The organism is Hyphomonas sp. NPDC076881 (assembly GCF_050269995.1).
Classification (GTDB): Bacteria; Pseudomonadota; Alphaproteobacteria; order Caulobacterales; family Hyphomonadaceae; genus Hyphomonas.
Window position 1 is genome coordinate 149,421 of sequence record NZ_JBNNJJ010000005.1, and the last position, 21,819, is coordinate 171,239.

The 21,819-nt window shown below is 61.5% G+C and carries 22 protein-coding genes; 17 read left to right on the forward strand and 5 right to left on the reverse strand.

Annotated features, from left to right (window positions below):
• Nucleotides 1-187: 187 nt before the first annotated feature.
• From ACQKI2_RS07440 to ACQKI2_RS07515, 16 genes are all read left to right on the forward strand, one after another.
• On the forward strand, nt 188-1,036 hold the full coding sequence (locus ACQKI2_RS07440; RefSeq protein ID WP_427379061.1) for a prolyl hydroxylase family protein: 849 nt from the start codon (nt 188-190) through the stop codon (nt 1,034-1,036).
• 408 nt (nt 1,037-1,444) lie between these two features.
• Nucleotides 1,445-2,794 (forward strand): hypothetical protein, encoded by a 1,350-nt coding sequence (locus ACQKI2_RS07445; RefSeq protein ID WP_427379062.1) that lies wholly within the window; start codon nt 1,445-1,447, stop codon nt 2,792-2,794.
• Between the two features lie 78 nt (nt 2,795-2,872).
• Nucleotides 2,873-5,524: a TonB-dependent receptor domain-containing protein gene (locus tag ACQKI2_RS07450; protein WP_427379063.1), complete on the forward strand. Its 2,652-nt coding sequence runs from the start codon at nt 2,873-2,875 to the stop codon at nt 5,522-5,524.
• 237 nt (nt 5,525-5,761) lie between these two features.
• Nucleotides 5,762-6,643, forward strand: coding sequence for a type II secretion system protein N (locus tag ACQKI2_RS07455; RefSeq protein ID WP_427379064.1), 882 nt, complete (start codon nt 5,762-5,764; stop codon nt 6,641-6,643).
• Nucleotides 6,640-8,601, forward strand: a complete 1,962-nt coding sequence (gspD, locus tag ACQKI2_RS07460; RefSeq protein ID WP_427379065.1) for a type II secretion system secretin GspD — start codon at nt 6,640-6,642, stop codon at nt 8,599-8,601. Before ACQKI2_RS07455 ends, gspD begins: the two co-directional genes overlap by 4 nt.
• Before the next feature lie 7 nt (nt 8,602-8,608).
• Nucleotides 8,609-10,099, forward strand: a complete 1,491-nt coding sequence (locus ACQKI2_RS07465) for a GspE/PulE family protein (protein ID WP_427379066.1) — start codon at nt 8,609-8,611, stop codon at nt 10,097-10,099.
• Nucleotides 10,086-11,297, forward strand: a complete 1,212-nt coding sequence (locus ACQKI2_RS07470) for a type II secretion system F family protein (protein WP_427379067.1) — start codon at nt 10,086-10,088, stop codon at nt 11,295-11,297. The genes ACQKI2_RS07465 and ACQKI2_RS07470 overlap by 14 nt, the downstream gene beginning before the upstream one ends.
• Nucleotides 11,298-11,309: 12 nt before the next feature.
• The gene (gene gspG, locus ACQKI2_RS07475; RefSeq protein WP_427379068.1) at nt 11,310-11,768 is read left to right on the forward strand and encodes a type II secretion system major pseudopilin GspG; all 459 of its coding nucleotides are present in this window, start codon (nt 11,310-11,312) and stop codon (nt 11,766-11,768) included.
• 10 nt (nt 11,769-11,778) lie between these two features.
• The gene (locus ACQKI2_RS07480) at nt 11,779-12,285 is read left to right on the forward strand and encodes a GspH/FimT family pseudopilin (protein ID WP_427379069.1); all 507 of its coding nucleotides are present in this window, start codon (nt 11,779-11,781) and stop codon (nt 12,283-12,285) included.
• Nucleotides 12,282-12,656: a type II secretion system minor pseudopilin GspI gene (gspI, locus tag ACQKI2_RS07485; RefSeq protein WP_427379070.1), complete on the forward strand. Its 375-nt coding sequence runs from the start codon at nt 12,282-12,284 to the stop codon at nt 12,654-12,656. Before ACQKI2_RS07480 ends, gspI begins: the two co-directional genes overlap by 4 nt.
• Nucleotides 12,653-13,273: a type II secretion system minor pseudopilin GspJ gene (gene gspJ / locus ACQKI2_RS07490; RefSeq protein ID WP_427379071.1), complete on the forward strand. Its 621-nt coding sequence runs from the start codon at nt 12,653-12,655 to the stop codon at nt 13,271-13,273. The genes gspI and gspJ overlap by 4 nt, the downstream gene beginning before the upstream one ends.
• Nucleotides 13,270-14,241, forward strand: coding sequence for a type II secretion system minor pseudopilin GspK (gspK, locus tag ACQKI2_RS07495; RefSeq protein ID WP_427379072.1), 972 nt, complete (start codon nt 13,270-13,272; stop codon nt 14,239-14,241). The genes gspJ and gspK overlap by 4 nt, the downstream gene beginning before the upstream one ends.
• Nucleotides 14,241-15,341 (forward strand): type II secretion system protein GspL, encoded by a 1,101-nt coding sequence (gene gspL / locus ACQKI2_RS07500; protein WP_427379073.1) that lies wholly within the window; start codon nt 14,241-14,243, stop codon nt 15,339-15,341. The genes gspK and gspL overlap by 1 nt, the downstream gene beginning before the upstream one ends.
• Entirely contained in the window at nt 15,338-15,826 is a 489-nt protein-coding gene (gspM, locus tag ACQKI2_RS07505; protein WP_427379074.1) for a type II secretion system protein GspM, read from the forward strand. Before gspL ends, gspM begins: the two co-directional genes overlap by 4 nt.
• Nucleotides 15,823-16,581, forward strand: a complete 759-nt coding sequence (gene gspN, locus ACQKI2_RS07510) for a type II secretion system protein N (RefSeq protein ID WP_427379075.1) — start codon at nt 15,823-15,825, stop codon at nt 16,579-16,581. The genes gspM and gspN overlap by 4 nt, the downstream gene beginning before the upstream one ends.
• Entirely contained in the window at nt 16,578-17,069 is a 492-nt protein-coding gene (locus ACQKI2_RS07515) for a hypothetical protein (RefSeq protein ID WP_427379076.1), read from the forward strand. Before gspN ends, ACQKI2_RS07515 begins: the two co-directional genes overlap by 4 nt.
• Before the next feature lie 16 nt (nt 17,070-17,085).
• On the opposite strand, the gene ACQKI2_RS07520 is transcribed toward ACQKI2_RS07515, so the two are convergent.
• The 4 genes from ACQKI2_RS07520 to ACQKI2_RS07535 all read right to left on the reverse strand — a co-directional run bounded on the left by ACQKI2_RS07520 (nt 17,086) and on the right by ACQKI2_RS07535 (nt 20,416).
• Nucleotides 17,086-17,436, reverse strand: a complete 351-nt coding sequence (locus ACQKI2_RS07520) for a helix-turn-helix transcriptional regulator (protein WP_162174020.1) — start codon at nt 17,434-17,436, stop codon at nt 17,086-17,088.
• 88 nt (nt 17,437-17,524) lie between these two features.
• Nucleotides 17,525-18,901: an L-serine ammonia-lyase gene (locus tag ACQKI2_RS07525; protein ID WP_427379077.1), complete on the reverse strand. Its 1,377-nt coding sequence runs from the start codon at nt 18,899-18,901 to the stop codon at nt 17,525-17,527.
• Nucleotides 18,902-18,973: 72 nt separating this feature from the next.
• Nucleotides 18,974-20,179 (reverse strand): FAD-dependent monooxygenase, encoded by a 1,206-nt coding sequence (locus ACQKI2_RS07530; protein ID WP_427379078.1) that lies wholly within the window; start codon nt 20,177-20,179, stop codon nt 18,974-18,976.
• Nucleotides 20,180-20,212: 33 nt separating this feature from the next.
• Nucleotides 20,213-20,416 (reverse strand): zinc-finger domain-containing protein, encoded by a 204-nt coding sequence (locus ACQKI2_RS07535; RefSeq protein WP_290919093.1) that lies wholly within the window; start codon nt 20,414-20,416, stop codon nt 20,213-20,215.
• A 118-nt stretch (nt 20,417-20,534) separates the two neighbouring features.
• Between ACQKI2_RS07535 and ACQKI2_RS07540 the strand changes: the two genes are divergently transcribed.
• Nucleotides 20,535-21,476, forward strand: coding sequence for an ABC transporter ATP-binding protein (locus ACQKI2_RS07540; protein ID WP_427379079.1), 942 nt, complete (start codon nt 20,535-20,537; stop codon nt 21,474-21,476).
• A 22-nt stretch (nt 21,477-21,498) separates the two neighbouring features.
• Here the strand turns inward: ACQKI2_RS07540 and trxA are convergent, their stop codons facing one another.
• Nucleotides 21,499-21,819 carry a thioredoxin gene (trxA, locus tag ACQKI2_RS07545; protein WP_427379080.1) on the reverse strand — a complete coding sequence of 107 codons (321 nt, stop codon included), beginning with the start codon at nt 21,817-21,819 and terminating at the stop codon, nt 21,499-21,501.

Genomic DNA, 21,819 nt, shown 5'->3' on the forward strand with positions numbered 1-21,819 from the left:
GAGTGACAAAGCTCTGTATTTCAACTGTAACATAACTGTCACAATACATATTTTACATATTTGCGTCAATGAGATACATAATAAAGTATATTCCGTGTAGGCATGTTTTTAATCCGTCCACGTCGTTTTCCAGTGTCATCTGATCGTCACATCCCTGCACTATTCACGCCACAGGAATGGTGCCGCGATGACGAACACGACTATCAGCGATGAATGGCTGACCTACACATGGGTTCGCCTGAGAACGGGCGTTGAGCCGCATGAGGTCAAACGCCTGCTCATCAAGAACGGGTTTGACGACGCGGCGATACGCGCACTGATGCGCGCGGCTTATGACGGCCGCCGGCCGGTTTCAGACGTAGACCATGCCGCGCTGGCCAACGCCCCCCTCACCCGGCGCGCGCTGAACCATCCCCTGCTCCGGCGCGTTCCTGTGTCCAAGGCACAGCTCTATGTCTGGCCAAATTTTCTCACGCCCGAAACGTGTGATCAGTTGGTCGCTCTGACAGATGAACGCCTGCGCGCCTCCACCACAACAGATGTTTTCGCAGACCCGAAGGTGCGCACATCGCGCTCTTCGGACATAGGCTCCCTTGGCAATAATCTTGTGATGCAACTGGATGAACTTATCGCCGAAGCGCTCGGCGTTCACTGGTCCTATTCCGATGCCACACAGACCCAGCGCTATGATGTCGATCAGGAATACAAGGCGCACTATGATTATTTCATGCCGGGCACCAGAGACTATCAGGTTCACTGCCAGTTCACGGGCCAACGCACCTGGACATTCATGATCTATCTCAATGATGTTGAAGAAGGTGGCGGCACCCGGTTCCGAAGGCTGGAGAAAACCATCATGCCCGAAAAGGGCAAAGCCGTGATCTGGAATAATCTGAATCCGGACGGAAGCGTAAATCCGTACACGATACATCATGGAATGAAGGTTCGGTCGGGCGTGAAATACGTCATCACAAAATGGTTTCGTGAACGTGGCTGGGGCGAGATGTTCCCCGCAGAATACTCCATGAAGATGTAATGTTGCCAGCGCGCCACACATGTGGCGCCGCGTATGCAGTTCACGGAAGTGTCATCTAAACTTCCCGTAAGTGTTGCAATCAAATCTTAAGGCTCCGCGCTGCGGGCAGACGACAAGTTAACGTCTGGGGAGCGCGACGGGGGAAACCGTCAGCGCGCCCGCTCAGGGTTCACGACGGAGACATTGATGTTGACCAAGAATAATTTCCGCGCGGTGCTTCTCGGCTGCGCTGCAGTCGCGATACTCGGCGCTTGCAGCGGCGCCGATGGCGTCGCCTCGCCTGGCGTGGGCGCTTTCGTTCCGTCGCCTACCGCACCGGCACCGACCACCCCGACCACGCCCACCACCCCGACAACGCCGACTGGCGGTCCGGCGGATGACTGCCCGACAGGCTTCGCGAATATCGGCGTGCTCGCAGACAACCGTATCTGTCAGCTACCCAACACCATCACAGGCAACCTGGTGGTTCCCAAGCGCGACGGCACGATCTACTCGGTCGCTGGCCGCACCCAGGTGGGCACCGACCTCGGCTCTGACCCCAACAACCCGATTGCAGGCCGCGCCTCTGGCATCCTGACGATCGAGCCGGGCGTGACCATTTTCGGCAACTCCGGCGGCGACTATCTTCTTGTGAACCGGGGTTCGCAGATCTTCGCTGAAGGCGAAGCCGATGATCCGATCATCCTGACGAGCCGGGCCAACGTCGCGGGCACCGCCACCGAAAACTCGATCGGCCAGTGGGGCGGTCTCGTGATCCTCGGCCGTGCTCCGACAACAGATGGTTGTAGCGGCGCAGTCACCCCCCCGAACATCGCCTGTGAGGCTCAGGTTGAAGGCGCAGACGCCTTCTACGGCGGCAACACGCCGACCGACAACAGCGGCCGTATCCGCTATCTGCGCCTCTCCTATTCCGGCTTTGAAATCGCGCCGAACAACGAACTCAACGGCATCACCCTCGCCGGCGTAGGCAACGGCACCACGTTTGAGTACGTCCAGGTTCACAACAGCTCGGATGACGGTATCGAGATCTTCGGCGGTAATGTGAACATCCGCTACATCGTGCTTACCGGCAATGATGATGACTCCTTCGACACCGACTCTGGTTGGCGCGGCGCAGCTCAGTTCGGCATCGTGTATCAGCGTTCCGGTGGTGGGGACTTCGCATGGGAAACCAGTTCGCGCGGCACCAACACCGCTGACTTCTTCACCCGCCCGACCTACTCCAACTGGACCATCGTCATGCGTGAAAACAGCACGCGGGACGCCGTTGTCCACAATACGGGCCACACGGCGCGCGTTTACAACACGGTCCTCCGCCACCCGGGTAACCATCAGTGCGTGAACATTGCCACCAACGCAACGCTGAACAACCCCAACGGCGTTGACGGCAACGGCCCACTCTATCGTTCGGTTTTCTTCTCCTGCGCTGGCGGCAATGGTGATGGCGGCGCAGCTGGCACCACGCCGGCAACCGACATCCCCGACGCAACTGTAGAAACTCTGCTGACCCACCCCACGAACGTGCTCAGCGGCACCTCTACGCTCACTGGCGGGTTCATCAACGGCGCCAATGAGAATGCGGTGGCCGCGTCCACGTTCCCCACCTCTCTGAACGCCGGGGTTGGTCTGGGCACGAACAACACGTTCATCACCGGCTTCCTCACGCCGGTCAACTATATCGGCGCCGTGCGCGATGCCAGCGACAACTGGTACGAAGGCTGGACCTGCAGCCTGCCGGGTCAGCCGACCTGCCACTAACACCATGACCAAGACGGAGGCCTTTCAACGAGGCCTCCGTTTCTTCTCATCTCAAGCATCCATTCAGGATCTTATCTCATGAAATTCAGCTCGCTGTCCCTCCGGACCCTGCTGATCGCTTCGACAGCGATCCTTGCGCCCGCTTTCGCTTCGGCCCAAACTGAAAACACCTCCGATACGTCCCCTGAGGCGGCAGCACCCGAATCTCAGGATCTCCAGCTTCAGGAAGTTGTTGTTCTTGGCCGTTATATTCCGGAAGTGCTGCGCAGCACTTCTGAAGTCGCTGCCTTCCTCGCGCCGGAAGATCTCGCACGCCAGGGCGACTCCGACGCCGCCTCTGCTCTGGCCCGCGTCACCGGCATCACGATTGCCGAAGGCCGTTTCGTGTATGTCCGCGGCCTGGGTGAGCGCTATTCTGCGGCTCGCCTGAATGGCTCTCCCCTGCCGAGCCCGGAACCGCTGCAGCGCGTCGTTCCGCTCGACCTTTTTCCTACCAATATTCTCGAGAACGTCCTTGTTCAGAAGACTTACTCGGTTGAGTATCCGGGTGAATTTGGCGGCGGCATCATCGATCTTCGCACACTGAACATCCCGAAGGAACGGTTCCTGGAACTCAGCGTATCCGGGAGCTACAATACAGAAACGACCGGCAAGGACGGCATCACCCATTATGGCTCTGACAGCGATGTCCTCGGCTTTGATGATGGTACGCGCAAAATTCCCGGCCTGGTGCGCCAGGCCATGGCAACCGGCCTCCGCATCCAGAACAACAACTTCACCGATGCTGAACTGCAGGCCATGGGCCAGGCGTTCACCAACGCGCCCATCAACCTGATCCAGTCGAACGACAGCATCCCGATGAACGGCAGCTATGAAGCTTCGGCCGGGACGTCATTCGACCTCGGCGGGGCTGAACTCGGCATCATCGGCGTCCTCGGCTACAGCAATGACTGGCGCACGCGGGATGGCCGCCAGGAAGTCGGTGAAATCAATGGCGGTATTCTTAGCGCCACTTCCACCTATGATTATCTGACTACTGAGCAGAATATCGGATGGGACGGACTGTTCGGCGTTGGTCTTGATTTTGGTGATGACAAGTTCAATTGGACCAATCTGTATATCCGCCGCACCACAAAGCAGACCAGCATCCGAGAAGGATATGATGATTTGGCGTCGCGCGATGTCCGCGATGACCGCACAGGCTGGTATGCGCGCGAACTCTACAGCACCCAGATCAACGGCGAACATTACCGTGGCCCGTGGTCGCTCGACTGGAGAGGCGCGCTTTCGCAAACAAAACGGGACGCCCCGTATGAACGCGCGACCCGCTTCATATTCAGCGATATTACCAACAGCTACATCTACGACCCCTCTGGTTCGGGCTCGTCGAACAGCACAACGTTCTCCTATCTCGACGACAAGGTCGTGAGCGGCGGCGCCGACGTGAAATACGTCCAGGCGCTCTCATCCGCCCGCGACGTTGAATACTCTGCAGGCGTCGAAGCCTATCAGAACGAGCGGAGTGCCCAGTCGCGCATTTTCAGCTTCATCGTCGGTAATCCGCCGCTGGATTTCCTCGTATCGCAACAGCGCCCAGATTTCCTGTTCGCCAACTACAACATCAATCCGGACCTCTTCGTTCTTCGTGAAACCACCGGTGCTTCCGGCGCGGCTGCCTATGACGCAGACCTTCAGGTCTTCGGTGCCTATGCGAAGGTCGATGCGGAAATCATTCCTCTGGTGCGTACCGCTGTCGGTCTGCGTTTCGAGGATGCAACCCAGTCGGTCACACCGCTCTCGCTGATCGCAGCAGAAGCTGCGCCCGAAGCGCCACCGGAACTGGAAAATCAGTACCTGCTGCCGGCTGCCACCCTGACCTGGAACTTCGCGGATGACCAACAGCTGCGCCTTGGCGCATCCAAGAGCATCGGCCGCCCGCAATTCCGTGAACTTGCGCCGCAACAGTATTTCGACCCGGAAAGCGGACGGACCTTCATCGGCAACCCCTATCTGACCGATACGGAAATCCTGAACCTCGACGCGCGGTACGAAATGTATTTTGATCGCGGCCAGGCCCTGACCGCTGGCGTCTTCTTCAAACAGCTCGACCGCCCGGTGGAAGCTGTCGTGGTTCAGCAGAGCGCGTCCGTGTTCCAGACCTACCTCAACGCGCCCGAAGCCATTCTCTACGGCGCCGAGATCGACTTCAAACGGGTCTTCGACAGCCCGATCAAGGGCGCCTTCTTCGGCTCGAAGGAATTCCTCGTCCAAGCCAACTACACCTACACCACATCCGAGGTGAAAGCTGGTGCCGGCGACGTGGTGTATCCGCTGCAGGCGGCTGGTCAGCCCCGTCCCGCCACAGACTTCATCATCGACGGAACGCGCCTTCAAGGCCAATCCGAGCACATTGCCAACCTGCAAATCGGCTGGGAAGACGAGGCGGCCCGTTCGCAACTGACCCTGCTTGCTAACTATGCCAGCGAGCGGGTCACCGCCCGCGCGCCTGCCGGTCAGCCAGACTTCCTCCAGGATCCGGGCATCAACCTCGACCTCGTCTACAAGAAGGGCTTCGACCTTCGCGGCAAAACTTTCACATTCGATATCAAGGCGAAAAACCTTCTGAAGGAGGATTTCGAAGAATATCAGACCGGGAATGACGGATATGTGCGGGTAAACCAGTACGATGTCGGCACAACCTTGTCCGTTGGCCTCAGCGCGGAATTCTAACTCTGGTTAATTTTCCCGCCACCGGAGAAGCCAGGTGAGATTCGAGGCGTAGCAGGCAATAACCACCTGCTACGCCTCATATTTTTAGTGAAATCTGATATCTTTCGAGCTACGGAAAACCGGATACAGTTCTGTGCTCGATCTGCTGATAACCTGTTCACTCAGGCCAGTGTTCGTCTCAGAACTGTCGCAAGAGTGTGATTAAGAAGCTCAGTATCTCGCAGGAGTGTAAGGCTGATGAAACTGTTCGGACCGGAAGGCGGCGCTCGGCTGGCGTATGGTTCGATCGGCCGTACCGCGATCGAGGCTGCGCTTGCTCTCACGACGGGTCTGCTACTGGCCCGTTTCGCCTGGCTCATCGCCGCGCCGGGGGACGGCGCCAGCGCCCTTCAGCAGATCCCTGCCGTCTCAGGCGCAGTGGGCAGCCAGTCCTCCCTCGCCCTGCTGACCCAGACAGACCCCTTCAGCGCGAGCGCTGCCGAGCCCAGCCAGATTGCCATCCCCACCTCGCTCAACCTCAAGATCGCCGGCTTGCGCTGGTCAGATGGCGCCCCCGGCTCCAGCAGCGCGGTCCTGATCCTGCCGGACAACACCCAGAAGCGCTTTTCCATCGGTGAACAGATTGTTTCGGGCGCTGTTCTCGAAACCGTTGCGGCAGACCGGGTGTTCCTGCGCTTCAATGGCCAGCTTCAGGAACTCCTCCTGAACGACCCGAACAAGCCTCTGTTTTCCGGTTCGTCTTCATCGTCCGGCGCCGCGTCTGTCAGCATCCAGCCTTCTCAACCGGCCCCTGCAATAACCGCAACGCCCCCCGCTGGTTCTGGCGCCGCGCCGGTAACCCCTGCCCTGCTGCTGACCGATGTGGAGATGCAGCCGGAGCTGCGCAACGGCGCCGTCGCCGGCTACCGGCTCTCCCCGCGCGGCCAGGGACACTTCCAGTCGGCCGGTCTTGAGGCTGGCGATCTGGTCCTGCGCGTCAATGGGGCCAGCATAGAGGGCATGGGCCCCGAGGCGATCCAGTCTGCAGTGATGAGTTCCCAATCGATCGCGCTGGATGTTGTTCGCAACGGCGCCATCGTCCGCCTACGGCTTTCTCCCGATTCTGGCCTTTCTCAATGACCAAACGCATATTGCTTGCGGCTGCGGCTGCGCTCTCCGCCACTCAGTTTGCGGCCGCCCAGGCGCCTGCGCCCTCTCAGGACAAGCACGTTCTGAACCTTGAAGATGTCGAGTTGAACACCCTGATCGAAGACATCTCCATGCTGACGGGCTACACCTTCGTCACGCACCCGGACGTCCGCAAGGCCCGCGTATCGGTCGTCTCGCAGACACCGATGACGACGCAGGAACTCTTCCAGGTTTTCCTCACAACGCTGCGTATCCAGGGCTTCGCTGCGGTGCCCGCCGGCAAGGATACCTATCGCATCGTGCCCCGCGCCATCGCGTCCACCGAAGCGCCGATGTCCGGCCCTGGCGCGAATGCATTCATCACCGAAGTCATCAAGCTGAACCGCGCGAACGCGATGGAAACCGCGCAGATGATCAAACCCCTGCTCGACACGCAGGGCCAGGTTGTTGCCAACGCGGCCACCAACACGCTGGTCGTGGTAGACTATGCGTCAAATCTTGAGCGCGTCCGCCGCATCATCGAAACGGTAGACCGTGACCAGACGGTCACCGAAACCATTCCGCTGGCAAACGTTCCGGCCGCTGAAATGGAAACTGTCCTGACACGGCTTCAGGGTGATGGCGGCGGCCAAGGTGGCCAGACCATCAATCGCCTCTCTGCTGTTGCCTCCCTCACCAGCAACTCCATCATCCTGCGGGGCGACGCTACCTCCGTCGACCGCGCCAAGCGCGTTGCGCTCGAACTCGACGCAACCAATCCGCAACGCGATCATGTTCGCGTCATCACGCTGAACTATGCCGATGCTGCTGACGTCGTTCCGATCCTGGAGCGTGTGGCCAACAGCATGGCCATGCAGCGGTCGCCCGCGGAAACGGCGCCCGTCTCCCAGACGATCGCCCATCACGGTCCCACCAACTCCATCGTCATCAGCGCAAACCCCGAGACCATTCTCGCCATGGAGCGTGTGGTCACGGCGCTGGATGTTCGCCGCCCGCAGGTGATGGTCGAGGCCATCATCGTTGAAATGTCGGATGATGCTGCGCGTGAACTTGGCCTGCAATTTCTGCTGTCCGGCACAGGCGGAGATGTTCCTTTCGCCTCGACAAATTTCTCGCGCGCCGCACCCAACCTCCTAGCCCTGACGGGCGCGCTCGTCACTGATGCCTTTTCCGAACCGGACTCCACCAACCCTTTCCGTGATGCAGCCATCAGTTCACTGACGGGATCATCCGGCCTCACGTTGGGTTTTGGCGGTACATCCGGCGACAACCTCTTCGGTGTCATTCTGAATGCCGTGCAGGACGACACATCGTCCCGCATCCTATCGACCCCCTTCGGCATGACGCTGAACAACGCGACCTCCGCGCTGATCGTCGGCCAGGAAATCCCGGTTACCACAGGTCAGGTCCTGGGAGACGCCAATTCGAACCCCTTCCGCACGGTTGAGCGCAAGGACATTGGTATCCAGCTCGAAGTCACGCCCCGCATCGGCGAGAATAACACGGTCCGCCTCGACATCCGGCAGGAAGTCTCCAGCGTCTTCGGCAGCGTCGGCACGGTCACGCCGGATCTCATTCTCGACAAACGCGAAATCCGCGCCAGCGTTCTGGCAGATGACGGTGAAATCATCGTCCTTGGCGGCCTCGTGGAGCAGACAGACACCCTGCGCGATACGAAAGTCCCTGTGCTGGGAGATATTCCCGGCGTGGGCCGCCTTTTCCGCTCGGAGGGCAAGGCCGCGACACGCCGGAACCTGATGGTCTTCATCCGCCCCACCATCGTTCGCAGCAAGGCCGATGCCCAGGCAGTCACCCAGCAGAAATATATCTATGTACAGGCCGAAGAGCTGATGCGGGATCAGAGGCCCGGCGGCTCTATCGACCAGTTCGTTCGCGAAGTTCTCGGAAACGGCGGCCCCGCTTCCCAAGCGGTCCAGACGCCGCGATAATTGTCTCATGACACGCGCCCAGGTCACTTATGCATTTGCCCGCGACAAGGGGATTGTCGTCGTGCCCGGCCGTGTGGAGCTGACATTTGCCGTTCGTGAGGGCGCTGATCCTGTCGCGCTGGTGGAGGCCCGCCGCGTTACCGGCCTGCCTTTGCATCTGGAAGCGATGAACGCCGCCCAGTATGAGCGCCAGCTCTCGGAAAGCTTTGGCCAGTCGCGCCTTGATGGCAGCGCCGCCGAGGCTGCCGCTGGTACTGGCGGCGACCTTGAAAGCCTGTTCGACGGTCTTCCGCAAACGGAAGATCTGCTTGCGGGCGATACCGACGCCCCGATTATCAGCCTGATCAACGGCCTTCTGCAGGATGCCATCCGCCGCCGGGCGTCTGACATCCACATTGACCCTTTCGAGGACAAGCTCTCGGTCCGCTACCGCATCGACGGCGAGCTGCAGGAAGTGTTCACGGCCTCCCGGCGCGTTTCGGCCCCGCTCGTCTCGCGTATCAAGGTGATGAGCCGGCTGGATATTGCCGAAAAGCGGATGCCACAAGATGGGCGCATCTCGCTGACGCTTGGCGGGCGGGCGCTGGATGTCCGTGTCGCCACCCTGCCCACGCGCTATGGCGAGCGTGTTGCCCTTCGGCTGCTTGATACGCGCCAGGCCCTCATGGGCCTTGAAACCCTCGGCATGGACGAGGACACCGAACGCCGCTTCCGCGCCGCCCTCAGTGAGCCCAATGGCGTGATCCTCGTCACCGGCCCGACGGGTTCAGGCAAAACCACAACGCTCTATTCCGCCCTTGCCCAGCTCAACACCGGGCGCGTCAACATCATGACGCTGGAAGATCCCGTGGAGTATGGTCTCGATGGCATCAGCCAGACGCCGATGGACCATAAGGTCGGCCTCACCTTCGCCGCCACCCTGCGCTCGATCCTCCGGAACGACCCCAACATCGTCATGGTCGGCGAGATACGGGATGTGGAAACGGCAGAGGTCGCACTCGAATTTGCGCTCACAGGCCGCCTTGCCCTGTCCACCATCCACACAAACAGTTCTGCTGGCGCCATCACCCGCCTGCGGGATATGGGCGTGGAAAGCTTCCTGCTCGCCTCCACGCTGCGCGCCGTGCTGGCTCAACGCCTCGTCCGGAAGCTCTGTGTGCATTGCAAGGAAGCCTATTCACCGCCGCCTGCCCTGCTGGAACGTCTTGGCCTCGCTGGCAGAACCGATCTTACGCTCTACCGGCCGGCTGGGTGTGCCGCCTGCGGCCATACCGGCTATGAAGGGCGGCTGGGCGTTTACGAGCTGCTGCTGATTGACGGACCCATCCGCCGGATGATCCATGATGGCGCCACCGAAGAAGAGATTGAGCGCACAGCCTTCGCGAAATCTGATATGCTGTTTCAGAACGGTTTGCGGCATGTGCTGAGCGGCGACTCGAGCGCCGAGGAATTGCTCCACGTCTGCCGCCGGGAGGCCTGGTTCGGTGGCAGCGTTTGAATACAAGGCTCTGACGGCTGACGGGCGGCGCACCAGCGGCGTCATCTCAGCCGATACCGCCCGCGCCGCCCGCCGCGAGTTGCGTGACCGCCAGCTCACCCCCGTCTCGCTCACGGAAGCGCGCGGTGAGAAAGCCGCCGGTTTCGCAGGTGCCGGCCGCCTCAGCGACAAGGAACGCACGCTCCTGACGCGCCAGCTCGCGGTACTCGTCTCGTCCGGCATGACGGTCGAACAGGCGTTGACGGCTGCGGCCGGCGATAGCGATGCCTCGCCTCAGCGCGGCTTGCTCCTCGGCGTGCGCTCCCAGGTCATGGAGGGCGCTACCCTCGCCGAAGCGATGCGCGGCGCGCCGCGCGCCTTCCCGCCTCTCTTCCGCGCGGTGGTGTCCTCCGGCGAAAGCTCGGGCCGTCTCGGTCTCGTCCTCGATCAGCTCGCCCATCACCTTGAGCGCAGCTATCGTCTGCGCACCCTTGTTCGCTCGGCGCTCATCTATCCGATCATCCTTGGCGTCATGGCCACTGCCATGGTGACGGCCCTCATGGTCTGGGTTGTGCCCAAGCTGGTCGAGCAATTTGCCATGCTCGGCGCGTCAGAACTGCCGCCCTTGACCAGATTTGTCATTGGCTTGTCCGGATTTGTCCGGGATTGGGGTCTGGTTGTTCTGGCTCTGGCCGCGTTTGGCGTGTTCCTGGCGCTGCGTTTGTTGAAGATTCCGGCCTGGAAGCGCCGGTGGGATGCCCTCGTCCTGCGCATCCCCTTTTTCGGCGACATGAACCGCAAGGTTGCCTCCGCCCGCTTCGCCCGCATTCACGCCACCATGTCCGGCGCCGGCGCCACCGTCCTCGAAAGCCTCTCAGGCGCGCGTAACGCCATGGGAAATATGGTGTTTCGGGATGCCGCCGATCAGATCCTCGAAACCGTCCAGCGTGGCGGCGCCCTCTCTTCAGCCATGAAATCCACCGGGGTCTTCCCCCAGATGATGGTCCACATGGTTGCCAGCGGCGAAGCTGCCCGCAACGTCCCCGCGATGATGAACCGCGCCGCCGATTTTCTGGAAGACGAATTCGAAACGGCCACCAATGTCGCCCTCGGCCTGCTCGAACCGCTGATCATCATTTTCCTGGGCGGCGTGGTCGGCACGATCGTCCTGTCGATCATGCTGCCCATCATGCAGCTCAACACTCTCGCCCTCGGATAAAGGAGCGCCCTCATGCCGCCTGAAACTGAAGCAAACACAGCAGAAAAGCGCCGCCAGCAAGCCGGCTTCTCTCTGGTCGAACTGATGGTCGTGGTTTTCATCATGGGCCTCCTGGCAACGCTGATCATCGTCAACGTCGCGCCTGTAGGTGATCGCTCGCGCGTCACCAAAGCCAAGGCCGACATCTCCAATCTTGAGAACGCGCTCGAGCAGTACAGCCTCGACCTCTACACCTATCCTTCCACCGATCAGGGCCTCGCTGCCCTCTCCAGCCCCCCGCCCGGCATCGACACCACGCTCTACCGCCCCGGCGGCTATATCCGCCGCGTACAGAACGATCCCTGGGGCAATCCCTATCAGTACACGTTCCCCGGCGTACGTTCCGGTGGCCGGTTTGATGTCTTCTCCTTCGGCGCAGACGGCAAACCCGGCGGAGAAGGCAACGACGCCGATATCGGCAACTGGGATTGATGCGGCGCCCGTGAAGCGTGATGTTCCTTCTTCCGCCACCCATCCTCTGAGGGCGCTTCCGGGCGACCCGCAGGCGGGGCTGTCGCTGGTGGAAATCATGGTCACGCTCTCCATCATCGCCGTCGCCACCACGCTGATCCTGCTCACCATTCCCACCCGGCATGTCTTCAAGCAGGAATCCGATCAGCTTCGCGAAGCACTTGAGCAGGCCGCCAATCGCGCATTGATCACAGGTCAACCCGTGGGCCTGATTGTCGAGGACGCCAGCTATTCCCCGGCGATCTGGCAGAACGGCGCCTGGCGCCTGCTGGAAAGCCATCAGCTTCCGAAGGATATCAGCATCCGCATAGACGGCAAACCGCCAGAAGTGCTTGAGAAAGGAGAAGAGCCGGCCCCGGCCGTCATCTTCGATCCCCTGGGCCACACCCTGCCGGTTGCCATAGAACTCTCGCGCAACGGCGTCCTCACCCGCCTCACCCTGCTGCCGGACGGCAATGTTGAGATGGATCTGCGATGATGGGCAGCCAGCAGGGCTTCACGCTGATGGAAGCGCTCGTGGCCGTCGCGGTTTTCGCGACTGCTGCGATGGGGCTCATCTCCCTCAACACAAGCAGCGTCCGTATCAGCGCCCAGATGGGCGACCGCGCGCTGGCCCGCCAGGTGGCCGAGAATGTCGCGGTCGAAACGATCACCAATCCGCAACTGCAGATCATCGGACGATCGGCGGGGGAAGAGGCGCAGCGCCGCCGCAGCTTTGCCTGGGAGCGGGAGATCACCCCCGCCCCCCGCGACGATCTTGTGCAAGTCACCATCCGTGTGCGCGCAGTTGGCGACGAGGCAGTGCTCAGCGAAGTAACCCTTCTCCACCGCATCAAGGGGGACACATGAACACCCCCGCCAGCCCTCAATCGGGCATCTCGTTGATGGAAACGCTGATTGCGCTGTTCGTCGTTGCCCTTCTGGCGACGGCGGGCGGCGTGATGCTGACCCAGTCTCTGCGTGGGACGCGGCTGATCGAGGTTCGCGGGAATGACGCCCGGGAACTGCAGACGGCCCTCGCCGTGCTGCGGGACGATTTCGCGGCCTTCGTGGACCGGCCCAGCCGCGCCGACGCAAGTTCGGATCTTCCGGCCCGTTTCGAAGGCCAGCCGATCCGGTTTGACGGACGTATCGTGACCTTCGTGCGCAATGGCTGGTCAAACCCGGCAGACCTGCCCCGCAGCGATCTTCAGCGAGTGGAATACCGCTTTGACAATGGCGCCCTGATCCGCAGATCCTGGAGCGCGCCTGACGCTGGCCCCAGCACAGCCATCGCGGAGCAGACCCTCCTGTCGGGGATAGAAGACATTTCCGTCCAGTATGGCCGCGAGCAAAGCTGGAAGCCTGACTGGATCGTCCCTGCGGGCATAACGGACGCCCCTTTCCCGGACAAGATCGAGCTGGTCTTCACCTTTGGCGAAGACGATATGCTGACGGCGAAATTCCGCCTGGGGCTGCGCGAATGATCCGCCCCGATCCCCAACGCGGGGCAGCCCTGCTGTCGATCCTGTTCATCGTGGCCGCCCTCGCGGTTGCCGCGCTTATGGCGACTATGGCCATCACCCAGCAGACGGCTATGGCGAAGGCTGCGGCGCGCCGCGCCGATGCTGGCTGGGCAGCCTATTCCGCAGAAGCGCTGGCTCTCAGCGCTGTGGCGGAGATGTCCGCGCTTACCAGTGGGCAGCTTACACCGCTGACCGCAGGCCTCTCTCAGCCGGTTGTTCTGCCCCTCCGGGGAGGCGTCGTCTCCCTCCAGGTCGGTGATGCGTCCAATTGTTTTAACATAAACGCGCTCGCCAATCCCGATGAAGGCGCCGCCACCTATGCCCGCCTGTCATGGGCCACCCTTTTGCGTGACCTCGACATTCCGGCATCCGAAGCGAACAGCCTCGCCAACGCGCTGGCGGACTGGTTGGACGCGGACAGTAATACCCGGCAAGGTGGCGCGGAAGACGGCTACTACCTGACGCTCAGCCCCGGTTACCGCGCAGCCAACCAGACCATGGACAGCCCGAGCGAACTGGCCTCTGTGATGGGCTATACCAGCCCCCTTCGGAAGGCGCTCGCGCCCCTGATCTGTGCCCGGCCGGAGACCCAGATGACACGTCTCAACATCAACACGCTTCGCCCGGATCAGGCCTCGCTCCTGCGCGCGACCTATTCGGAAGCCCTCACTCTGACAGCAGCCGAGAGGATCCTTCTGGATCGGCCGGATGCGGGCTGGGCGAGTGTGGCCGAATTCGAGGCACTGCCCGACATTCGTACCATTCCCGAAGGCCAGAAACAGACCGAAGCCCTGTCAACACTCAGCGCGACCTATCTCGCTGAAGGGCAAACAACACTTGACGGCGGCAGCTGGCCATTCTCCTTCATCATTTCGGCCAAAAGTGGCGCCGCGCCCGAAATAATCTGGCGCCGGATGGGAGAAGAATGATGAAATCCATTCTTTATATCGCGCTGCCCGCGCAGAATGACGGCGCCATACAGATTGCGCAGGAACGGGGCGACCGCCTGGAACTTGTCAATCATCGCGGCCCCTTCGGGGCAGCCAATTGCGTCGCCTTCGCGCCCGCAACGGCCGTGGGCCATTTCCGCGCGCCCGTTCCCGCGCGCAATGAAGCCGAAGCAGTACGCGCCGCTCTCTATGCGATTGAAGATGAACTCGCCCAACCCGTGGAAGATGTTCATCTCGTCCTGGGTCCGCGGACGAAGGAGACTGTTGAGCGCGACATCTATGTCGTTGATCGTGCCCTGATGAAATCCTGGCTGGAGCTTCTATCAAAGGCAGGGCTATCGCCGGTGAAACTGCTGCCAGAACAAAGTCTGTATACCGATATCACGCAACCCGTTGATATGGGCGGCCATATTCTCCAGCGGGAAGGAAACCGCGTCATCGCGATCGACGCTTCGCTTCCCGATCAGGCCCGCGAAGCTCTGACAGGAGGCCTCGCGCCCAGCCTGCGCGACGGCATCCAGATCATCCGCCTGGCAGAGCGCAGCGCCGCACATCCCGGCGTGAACCTGCGCGCCGGAGCATTTGCCCCCCCAAGGGAAACGAAACAGGGTGTCAGCGCCTGGCGCAAGGCCGCCGGTATTGGCGTTGCTGCCGTTTCGGTCTGGACGGGTACGCTCATCCTTGAAGCCCGAAACTATAATTACGCTGCCGAGCAACTCGGAGAACGCGCAGCCGAGCGCTATGCAGCCATCTTCCCGGCCGCAGCCATTCCGGCAGACATCGACAGGGCGACCCGCGATATGCTGGCCGTTGCCGCCGCGCCCGATTCCATCGACTTCCGCACAACCGTTGCGGCGCTTTATGAAGCCATCGCGCTTAATCCGGATACGCGCATTTCAACGCTGACATTTGATGGGAACGCCAGCCGCCTTGTGGCAGACGTTCAGATATCATCCCCGGAGACTGCCGCTTCCATGGTGGCATTTTTGCAGAGCCGGGGCTTCGCTGTCTCGTCCAATGCTGCGGAACAAGATACAGGCGGGGCCATAACGCGGATTACGCTGGAGGCAATGCCATGAGCGCCTGGTGGAACACACGCAGCCCCCGCGAGAAAGCCCTGCTCGGCATCGCCGGCTTGCTGCTCGCCATAGCCCTTATCTGGCAGCTCGTGCTGCGGCCCGCGATCTACACACTGGACCGCGCAAAACTCAATCATGAGCAAGGCACGCAGACCCTTGCGCGCCTCGACCGGATCGAGGCCCTGATCCAGCAGGGACAGACCATACACCCCGCGATAACGTCACCGGCAACTCAGGATACAACTGCGCTGCAGGCTCAGGCGGCCCAGATGGCCCGTCAGGCGGGGCTTTCGGCGCAAACACCTGCAGCCAGCCCAGATGCATTCCGGGTCAGTCTGACGGACGTTGCCAGCCCGGCTTTCTTCCAATGGGTGGAACAGGTTGAAACAGGGCTCGGCGTTACGGTCAGCGCCGCCACGCTCACACAGAATGCAGATGGCAGCATGGACGCCAGCGCGGAATTCAGCCTTGGTAAAAAACCATGATGCGCTTTCTTCTTCTCCTTGTCCTGATCATCGGCTTTCTGGCTGGCCTTATTGCCTTCGCTCCGCTCGGTTTCATTCTGAAGACCGCAGGCGCCGAGGAGCGCGGCCTCAGCTGGACCTCGGCAGAAGGCACGCTCGCGGGCGGAAAGATCACGGGCCTCAAGGCAGGACAGGATTTGCTCGGCGATGCCAGCCTCAAACTGAATCCCGCTTCTCTCCTCGCGCTTGGAGTTGAGTATGATTTCGACTGGACCGGCCCCTCCGGCAAGGGAACAGGGAAAGCCGGCGCTTACGCCTCCGGCAATACCGAGTTGCGCGACTTCAACATCGAACTGGACTTTGCAGCCCTAGATGGCGTCGCGGCCTGGATACGCCAGTCGGGCGGCAAGGCGCGTCTGTCCGGAGACATCATCCGTTTTAACAATGGCGCGTGCGACAAGGCTTCGGGCCAATCCTGGAGTGATGCGTTGGGAAAGAATGCAGCGCTCCTCGGGCCCGGTTGGCCCGACCTGGCCGGCAACCTTTCCTGTGACGGCGACATGCTGCTCATCCCCCTCCAATCGGCCAGTCCGCTCGGCACGAAACTGGATGCGGCCGGCAGGTTTCATCTCCGTGGCAGTGGCAGCATCGAGGCCCGTGTCTCCGGTGTGATCCCGCAGCAGTTCCAGTATGGCCTCCCCCTCGCCGGCTTTACCCCCGAAGGGGGCACTTATGTTTATCGTTATCCTGCAACACCGGCACAGGTGCTACAATGATCCGTCTCCTGAGTATTTCCCTCATCGCGGGCTGTCTTGCGGGCTGCGCGTCCGCGCCCGAAGCCAATAAGCTGGCAGGCTCGCCGGTTGCAGCCATGGGATCACCGGTAGCCGAGGTGCCTGTTGAAGGTCTGCCGCCTCAGAAACTGGCGGCCGGGGAATGCGGCCTGTTCCTATGGGGTATGGCCGCGCCGCGCCGCTTCACCTTTTTTACCAAAGCAACAACCGGCGAAGCACTGGTCCTGCATGACGGCGCCAGTCACAAGCTGATCGTTACCGACACGAATGGCGAAGTCTTCGGTCAGTTCTTCACCGAAACCCAGTATCTTTCTGCAGATGGTACATGGTCGGTCAATCTCAGCCTGAAGCCCGGCGAAATGCTTGAAGGCGGGCAGCGCGTTGACTCCGGCCGCCTCGTCACCATAGGTGCCGATGGCTGGGAAACCGTTCTTCCGGTCACCGGCGTGCGGGCCTGCCTTTCCGGCTGAGACCCGGCTCCGCCTGTCAGGTCAGCAGGTCTACCGGCACTGCCAGGGCATCGGCGAGACGCTTGGCCGTCTTGAGACCATAAGACATGCCCCGTTCAATGGCCGAGATGTGGTTCGGACGGATGCCGCAAAGTTCGCCCAGCTCCTTTTGCGTCATCAGGCGGAACTGACGGATCACCCGCACCGGATGCTCTCCATCGCTGATGCGTTTGAGAAGCGCGGGCGGAAGCGGCACCACGTTCGGGTCCGCGCTCTTTACGCGGCCAGCCGTGATTTCCCGGAGACTGTTCTCCAGATCAGCCACCTTCTGCTCAAGGTCCATAACGCGAACCTCAAGTGAATAGACGAGTTTCGGATCGTGCATCATGCCCGCTGCCCCTGTCATACAGGATGCAGCGCTAATGCGGTTCCGCTACACTTCGGTGTCGGCTCTGATAATGTTTTGTGTCAATTGCCTAGCATTCGATGACATTGACCGCGAGCCCGCCCTGGCTCGTCTCCTTATACTTGGAAGACATATCCAGCCCCGTCTGCCGCATCGTTTCGATCACCTGATCCAGAGATACCTTCGTCTGCTCAAGGGAATGCAGGGCCAGCCGCGCGGCATTTGCCGCCTTCACCGCGCCGATCGCATTGCGCTCGATACAGGGGATCTGCACCAGGCCGCCCACCGGATCGCACGTCAGGCCCAGATTATGCTCCATCCCGATCTCGGCCGCATTGGCCACCTGCTGCGGTGTGCCGCCCCAAACCGCCGCAAGGCCGCCCGCCGCCATGGAGCAGGCCACGCCAACCTCCCCCTGACAGCCCATTTCTGCGCCGGAAATGGACGCTCTCTGCTTGTAGAGAAGCCCAATCCCGCCGGCCGTCAGCAGGAACCGGCGCAGGCGCACGGCTGCGTCTTCCGTCTCCGCACAATAATGCCGGATCACCGCCGGAATGATCCCCGCCGCGCCATTCGTCGGCGCCGTCACGACCTGCCCACCCGCCGCATTCTCTTCATTCACCGCCATGGCATAGACGTTTAGCCAGTCAAAAAGCTGCTCGCGCTCATTGGAGGGCGGCCCCTCCTGCAGTTTCTGCCAGATTTCCGGCGCGCGGCGGCGCACCTTCAAGCCGCCCGGCAATTCACCCCGGCGGACAAGCCCCCGGTCGATACACGCCATCATGACGCCTGCAATCCTGTCCAGCGCGGCTTCGGTCTCCGCCCTTGGACGTTTGGCATCCTCGTTGGCCAGGATCACCTCATCAATATTGAGACCGCTTCCGCGGCAAATCTCCAGCAGGCGTGCCGCAGACGTGAATTCATAGGGCACCGGGTCGCCGACCGGCAGAATGTCGTCTTCCACCGGCTTTTCCAGCTGCTTGCGCGTGGCAATGAAACCGCCGCCTGTGGAATACCAGGTTTCGTCGGCAAGCGTGGCGCCAGCTGCGTCAAATGCCCGGATGCGCAAGCCGTTCGGATGAAGATCCGGCATGATGTCGTAAGCAAACCGAATATCCGTCTCCGGATCAAACTCTATCGTCCGCCCATCAGCCAGCACCAGGCGCTTCTGCTCATACGCCTGCCCCACAAGGCGGTCGGCCTCCTCCGGGTCCAGCGTTTCCGGCTCCAGATTGAGTAGCCCGAGCACAACCGCCTTGGGCGTTGCGTGACCCACACCCGTCAGCGCGAGAGACCCCTGCAGCTCCGCCTCGATCCGCGCCGTCTGCGCCAGCTTCCCGCTTTGGGTGAGGTGCGCCATGAACCGGTTTCCGATGCGGATCGGCCCAACGGTGTGCGAACTTGAAGGGCCGATCCCGACCCGGAAAATATCCAGTACAGACAGCATGTTCTGCGGCCGTTTCCTTTGCGTAAGTTTTCCTGATTGGTGGCCGAATTGGCCGCTGGCCGCAACCCCGGCTCAGCCGGGCCCGGTCACATCATGCCCATAAAGCCAGTCATGCCGGCCATGCACGATGGACGGCAGATACTTTCCCGCCACCCACATGGGCCCATAGGTGCCAAGCTGGTAGAGTGGGTTGGACCGGTGGAACAGCGCCGCGTTCTCCCGCGCCACATTCTGCACGCGCGATGCCCGTGGCTTGCGGATCGCTTCATACGCCTTGAGCCCAGCCTCGGCGTCTGCCCCTTCGCCCTTCGCCAGCGCGCGGCCGACTTCCCGGGCCAGCACATAGGCGTCCTCAATCGCCATCACCGCGCCCTGCGCCATGAAAGGCAACATCGGATGGCACGCATCCCCCAGCAGCACGGCCCGGCCATCCTGCCATTTCGGCATCTCGGGGCGATCATAGAGCGACCAGCGCAAAAGCAGCGGCGCCTCGTCAATGATCCGCTGGATCACCGGGTTCCAGCCCTTGAAGTCCTTCAGCGCCTGTTCCCGCGCGCCGACTGAAGTCCAGGACTCGTCTCCCGGCTCGGCGCACTCCACCACACCGACAAAATTCGCGAGGCTGCCCCGCCGCAGGCGATAGGTTACCGCATGGCGCCGTTTTCCAGCCCACACACACGCCGTCTCCGGAGGCGGATAATCCCCCAGCTTTGACACAGGCACCACAGCGCGCCAGGCGGCATTGCCGGTAAAGCGCGGCTTGTCCGGGCCCAGCATCTGGGCGCGCACCGCCGAATGAATGCCGTCCGCGCCCACCAGAAGGTCTCCGGCCACACGCTCGCCGGTGCTGAGCAACGCAACAATGCCGCCAGAAGTATTCTCATACCCTGTCACCGTCGCGCCGAGGCGCACGGCGTCCGGGGCGCGATCCGTCACACAGGCCTTCAGCGCCTCAACCAGATCTGCCCGGTGGATATGCAGATACTCTCCCCGCCACCGCGCCTGCGACGCCTCGCGAAGCGGCACACTGAATATCCGCGCGCCGCTTCGCCCGAGGCGCAACTCCTGCGCACGCGGGCGAAATGCATCCCGCGACACGCGCGCCGACGCGCCCAGCGCATCAAGCACCTTCATGCCATTCGGGCTTACCTGCAGGCCAGCGCCCACTTCGGCAATCTCCGGCGCCTTCTCCAGCACCGTCACAGAATGCCCTGCTTTCAGGAAAGCCAGCGCCGCCGTCAGCCCGCCGATACCACCACCTGCAATCAGGATCTGCATGGGCTTCCCGCCGGTCCTGTAGGGGCCGCCTTCCTAGCGTCCGCGGTTGGGGTCTTGCTTGCCACCGATCAGCACGAAACGGCGGTCGCAATATTTGCACTCGACGAAATCGTCGTCGCCCATCTCATACCAGACCTTGGGATGGCCGAGCGCGCCGCCTCCGCCATTGCAGGAAACCTTGTGGCTTGAGACCATGGAAATTTCTGGCGGCGTAAAAACATCGCGTTTGGCGGGCATGCCTTGGGTTCTCCTGAATTGGCGGTGACGCGATTGCTTGCGACGCAGCCAGCGGCATCCTAACTAAAGACAGGGCATGGACCGCGCAAGGCGCCCTGCCAACGGGAAAATACTTACCATGCCTGACCCTACCTACGCGATTGAGGTCCGCGACCTGCGGAAAACCTATGCTGCGTCCGGAAAAATGCCGGAAAAACAAGCGCTAAACGGCATCAATCTCACCATTCCCACCGGTTCGATCTTCGGCCTTCTCGGACCAAACGGCGCAGGCAAATCCACCTTCATCAACATTCTCGCTGGTCTGGTCAAAAAAACATCGGGCACCGCACGAATCTGGGGCCTCGATATTGATCAGGATCCGCGCCAGAGCCGCGCGGCCATTGGCGTTGTGAATCAGGAAGTGGTCGCCGATCCATTCTTCACGCCTTTCGAGATGCTGGAACTGATGGCGGGCTTCTATGGCGTGCCCAAGGCCGAACGGCGTACGGTGGAAATCCTCACCGCACTGGGCCTCGCCGACAAGAAAGATGCTTACGTTCGCCAGCTCTCGGGCGGTATGAAGCGCCGACTCATGGTGGCAAAAGCCCTTGTCCACAATCCGCCGGTGCTCATCCTTGACGAGCCGACCGCCGGCGTTGACGTCGAACTGCGCCGCCTGCTCTGGGACTATGTGCGCGAATTGCACGCCAAAGGCACGACCATCATCTTGACGACCCACTATCTGGAAGAAGCCGAGGAGCTTTGCGACACCATCGCCATCGTCAATCACGGCGAAATCGTCGCGTGCGAGCCGACCCCCCAGCTTCTCTCCCGCCTCGACTACAAGACGCTGGTGATCTACCCGAAAGAGCCTTTGAGCGCCGTTCCGGGCGACCTCTCAGGTCTGGACGTTAAAATCCGCAATGATGGCGGCGTCGCCATCACCTTCCGGACGAGTGAAACCGGGATAGGCCGTCTGCTGGAGCGTGTGCGCAACGCCGGCATCGGCATTGCCGACCTATCGACCGAAGCGCCCGACCTTGAAGACGTCTTCATTTCTCTGACGAGCGAAAACGCCTGAAAACGCCGGGCGCGGCGGAGCCCTAAAGGCTCTGCTTGATCCAGTCGGTCAGGGCCTGGCGGTTCATCGCGCCATTGCGGGTGGCCGTCACCTTGCCGCCCTTGAACATCAGAAGCGTCGGCAAGCCACGCACGCCATAACGGGCGCCAACCAGCGGATAGTCATCCACGTTCAGTTTGACGATCTTCACCTTGCCGCTCATTTCCTCGGCGACAGCCTCCAGGTGCGGAGACATCTGTTTGCACGGGCCGCACCATTCGGCCCAGAAATCGACGACAACAGGCGTATCCGAACCGGTGACCACACCGTCGAAATCGTCTTCATTTACATTGATCGCTGCCAT

What these genes read in the sequence shown, in the direction of transcription:
- ACQKI2_RS07440 (WP_427379061.1), top strand. Translation starts at nt 188, where the DNA reads ATGACGAACACGACTATCAGCGATGAATGGCTGACCTACACATGGGTT.
- ACQKI2_RS07450 (WP_427379063.1), top strand. Translation starts at nt 2,873, where the DNA reads ATGAAATTCAGCTCGCTGTCCCTCCGGACCCTGCTGATCGCTTCGACA.
- ACQKI2_RS07455 (WP_427379064.1), top strand. Translation starts at nt 5,762, where the DNA reads ATGAAACTGTTCGGACCGGAAGGCGGCGCTCGGCTGGCGTATGGTTCG.
- gspD (WP_427379065.1), top strand. Translation starts at nt 6,640, where the DNA reads ATGACCAAACGCATATTGCTTGCGGCTGCGGCTGCGCTCTCCGCCACT.
- ACQKI2_RS07465 (WP_427379066.1), top strand. Translation starts at nt 8,609, where the DNA reads ATGACACGCGCCCAGGTCACTTATGCATTTGCCCGCGACAAGGGGATT.
- gspG (WP_427379068.1), top strand. Translation starts at nt 11,310, where the DNA reads ATGCCGCCTGAAACTGAAGCAAACACAGCAGAAAAGCGCCGCCAGCAA.
- gspI (WP_427379070.1), top strand. Translation starts at nt 12,282, where the DNA reads ATGATGGGCAGCCAGCAGGGCTTCACGCTGATGGAAGCGCTCGTGGCC.
- gspJ (WP_427379071.1), top strand. Translation starts at nt 12,653, where the DNA reads ATGAACACCCCCGCCAGCCCTCAATCGGGCATCTCGTTGATGGAAACG.
- gspK (WP_427379072.1), top strand. Translation starts at nt 13,270, where the DNA reads ATGATCCGCCCCGATCCCCAACGCGGGGCAGCCCTGCTGTCGATCCTG.
- gspL (WP_427379073.1), top strand. Translation starts at nt 14,241, where the DNA reads ATGAAATCCATTCTTTATATCGCGCTGCCCGCGCAGAATGACGGCGCC.
- gspM (WP_427379074.1), top strand. Translation starts at nt 15,338, where the DNA reads ATGAGCGCCTGGTGGAACACACGCAGCCCCCGCGAGAAAGCCCTGCTC.
- gspN (WP_427379075.1), top strand. Translation starts at nt 15,823, where the DNA reads ATGATGCGCTTTCTTCTTCTCCTTGTCCTGATCATCGGCTTTCTGGCT.
- ACQKI2_RS07515 (WP_427379076.1), top strand. Translation starts at nt 16,578, where the DNA reads ATGATCCGTCTCCTGAGTATTTCCCTCATCGCGGGCTGTCTTGCGGGC.
- ACQKI2_RS07520 (WP_162174020.1), bottom strand. Translation starts at nt 17,436, where the DNA reads ATGATGCACGATCCGAAACTCGTCTATTCACTTGAGGTTCGCGTTATG.
- ACQKI2_RS07525 (WP_427379077.1), bottom strand. Translation starts at nt 18,901, where the DNA reads ATGCTGTCTGTACTGGATATTTTCCGGGTCGGGATCGGCCCTTCAAGT.
- ACQKI2_RS07530 (WP_427379078.1), bottom strand. Translation starts at nt 20,179, where the DNA reads ATGCAGATCCTGATTGCAGGTGGTGGTATCGGCGGGCTGACGGCGGCG.
- ACQKI2_RS07535 (WP_290919093.1), bottom strand. Translation starts at nt 20,416, where the DNA reads ATGCCCGCCAAACGCGATGTTTTTACGCCGCCAGAAATTTCCATGGTC.
- ACQKI2_RS07540 (WP_427379079.1), top strand. Translation starts at nt 20,535, where the DNA reads ATGCCTGACCCTACCTACGCGATTGAGGTCCGCGACCTGCGGAAAACC.
- trxA (WP_427379080.1), bottom strand. Translation starts at nt 21,819, where the DNA reads ATGGCAGCGATCAATGTAAATGAAGACGATTTCGACGGTGTGGTCACC.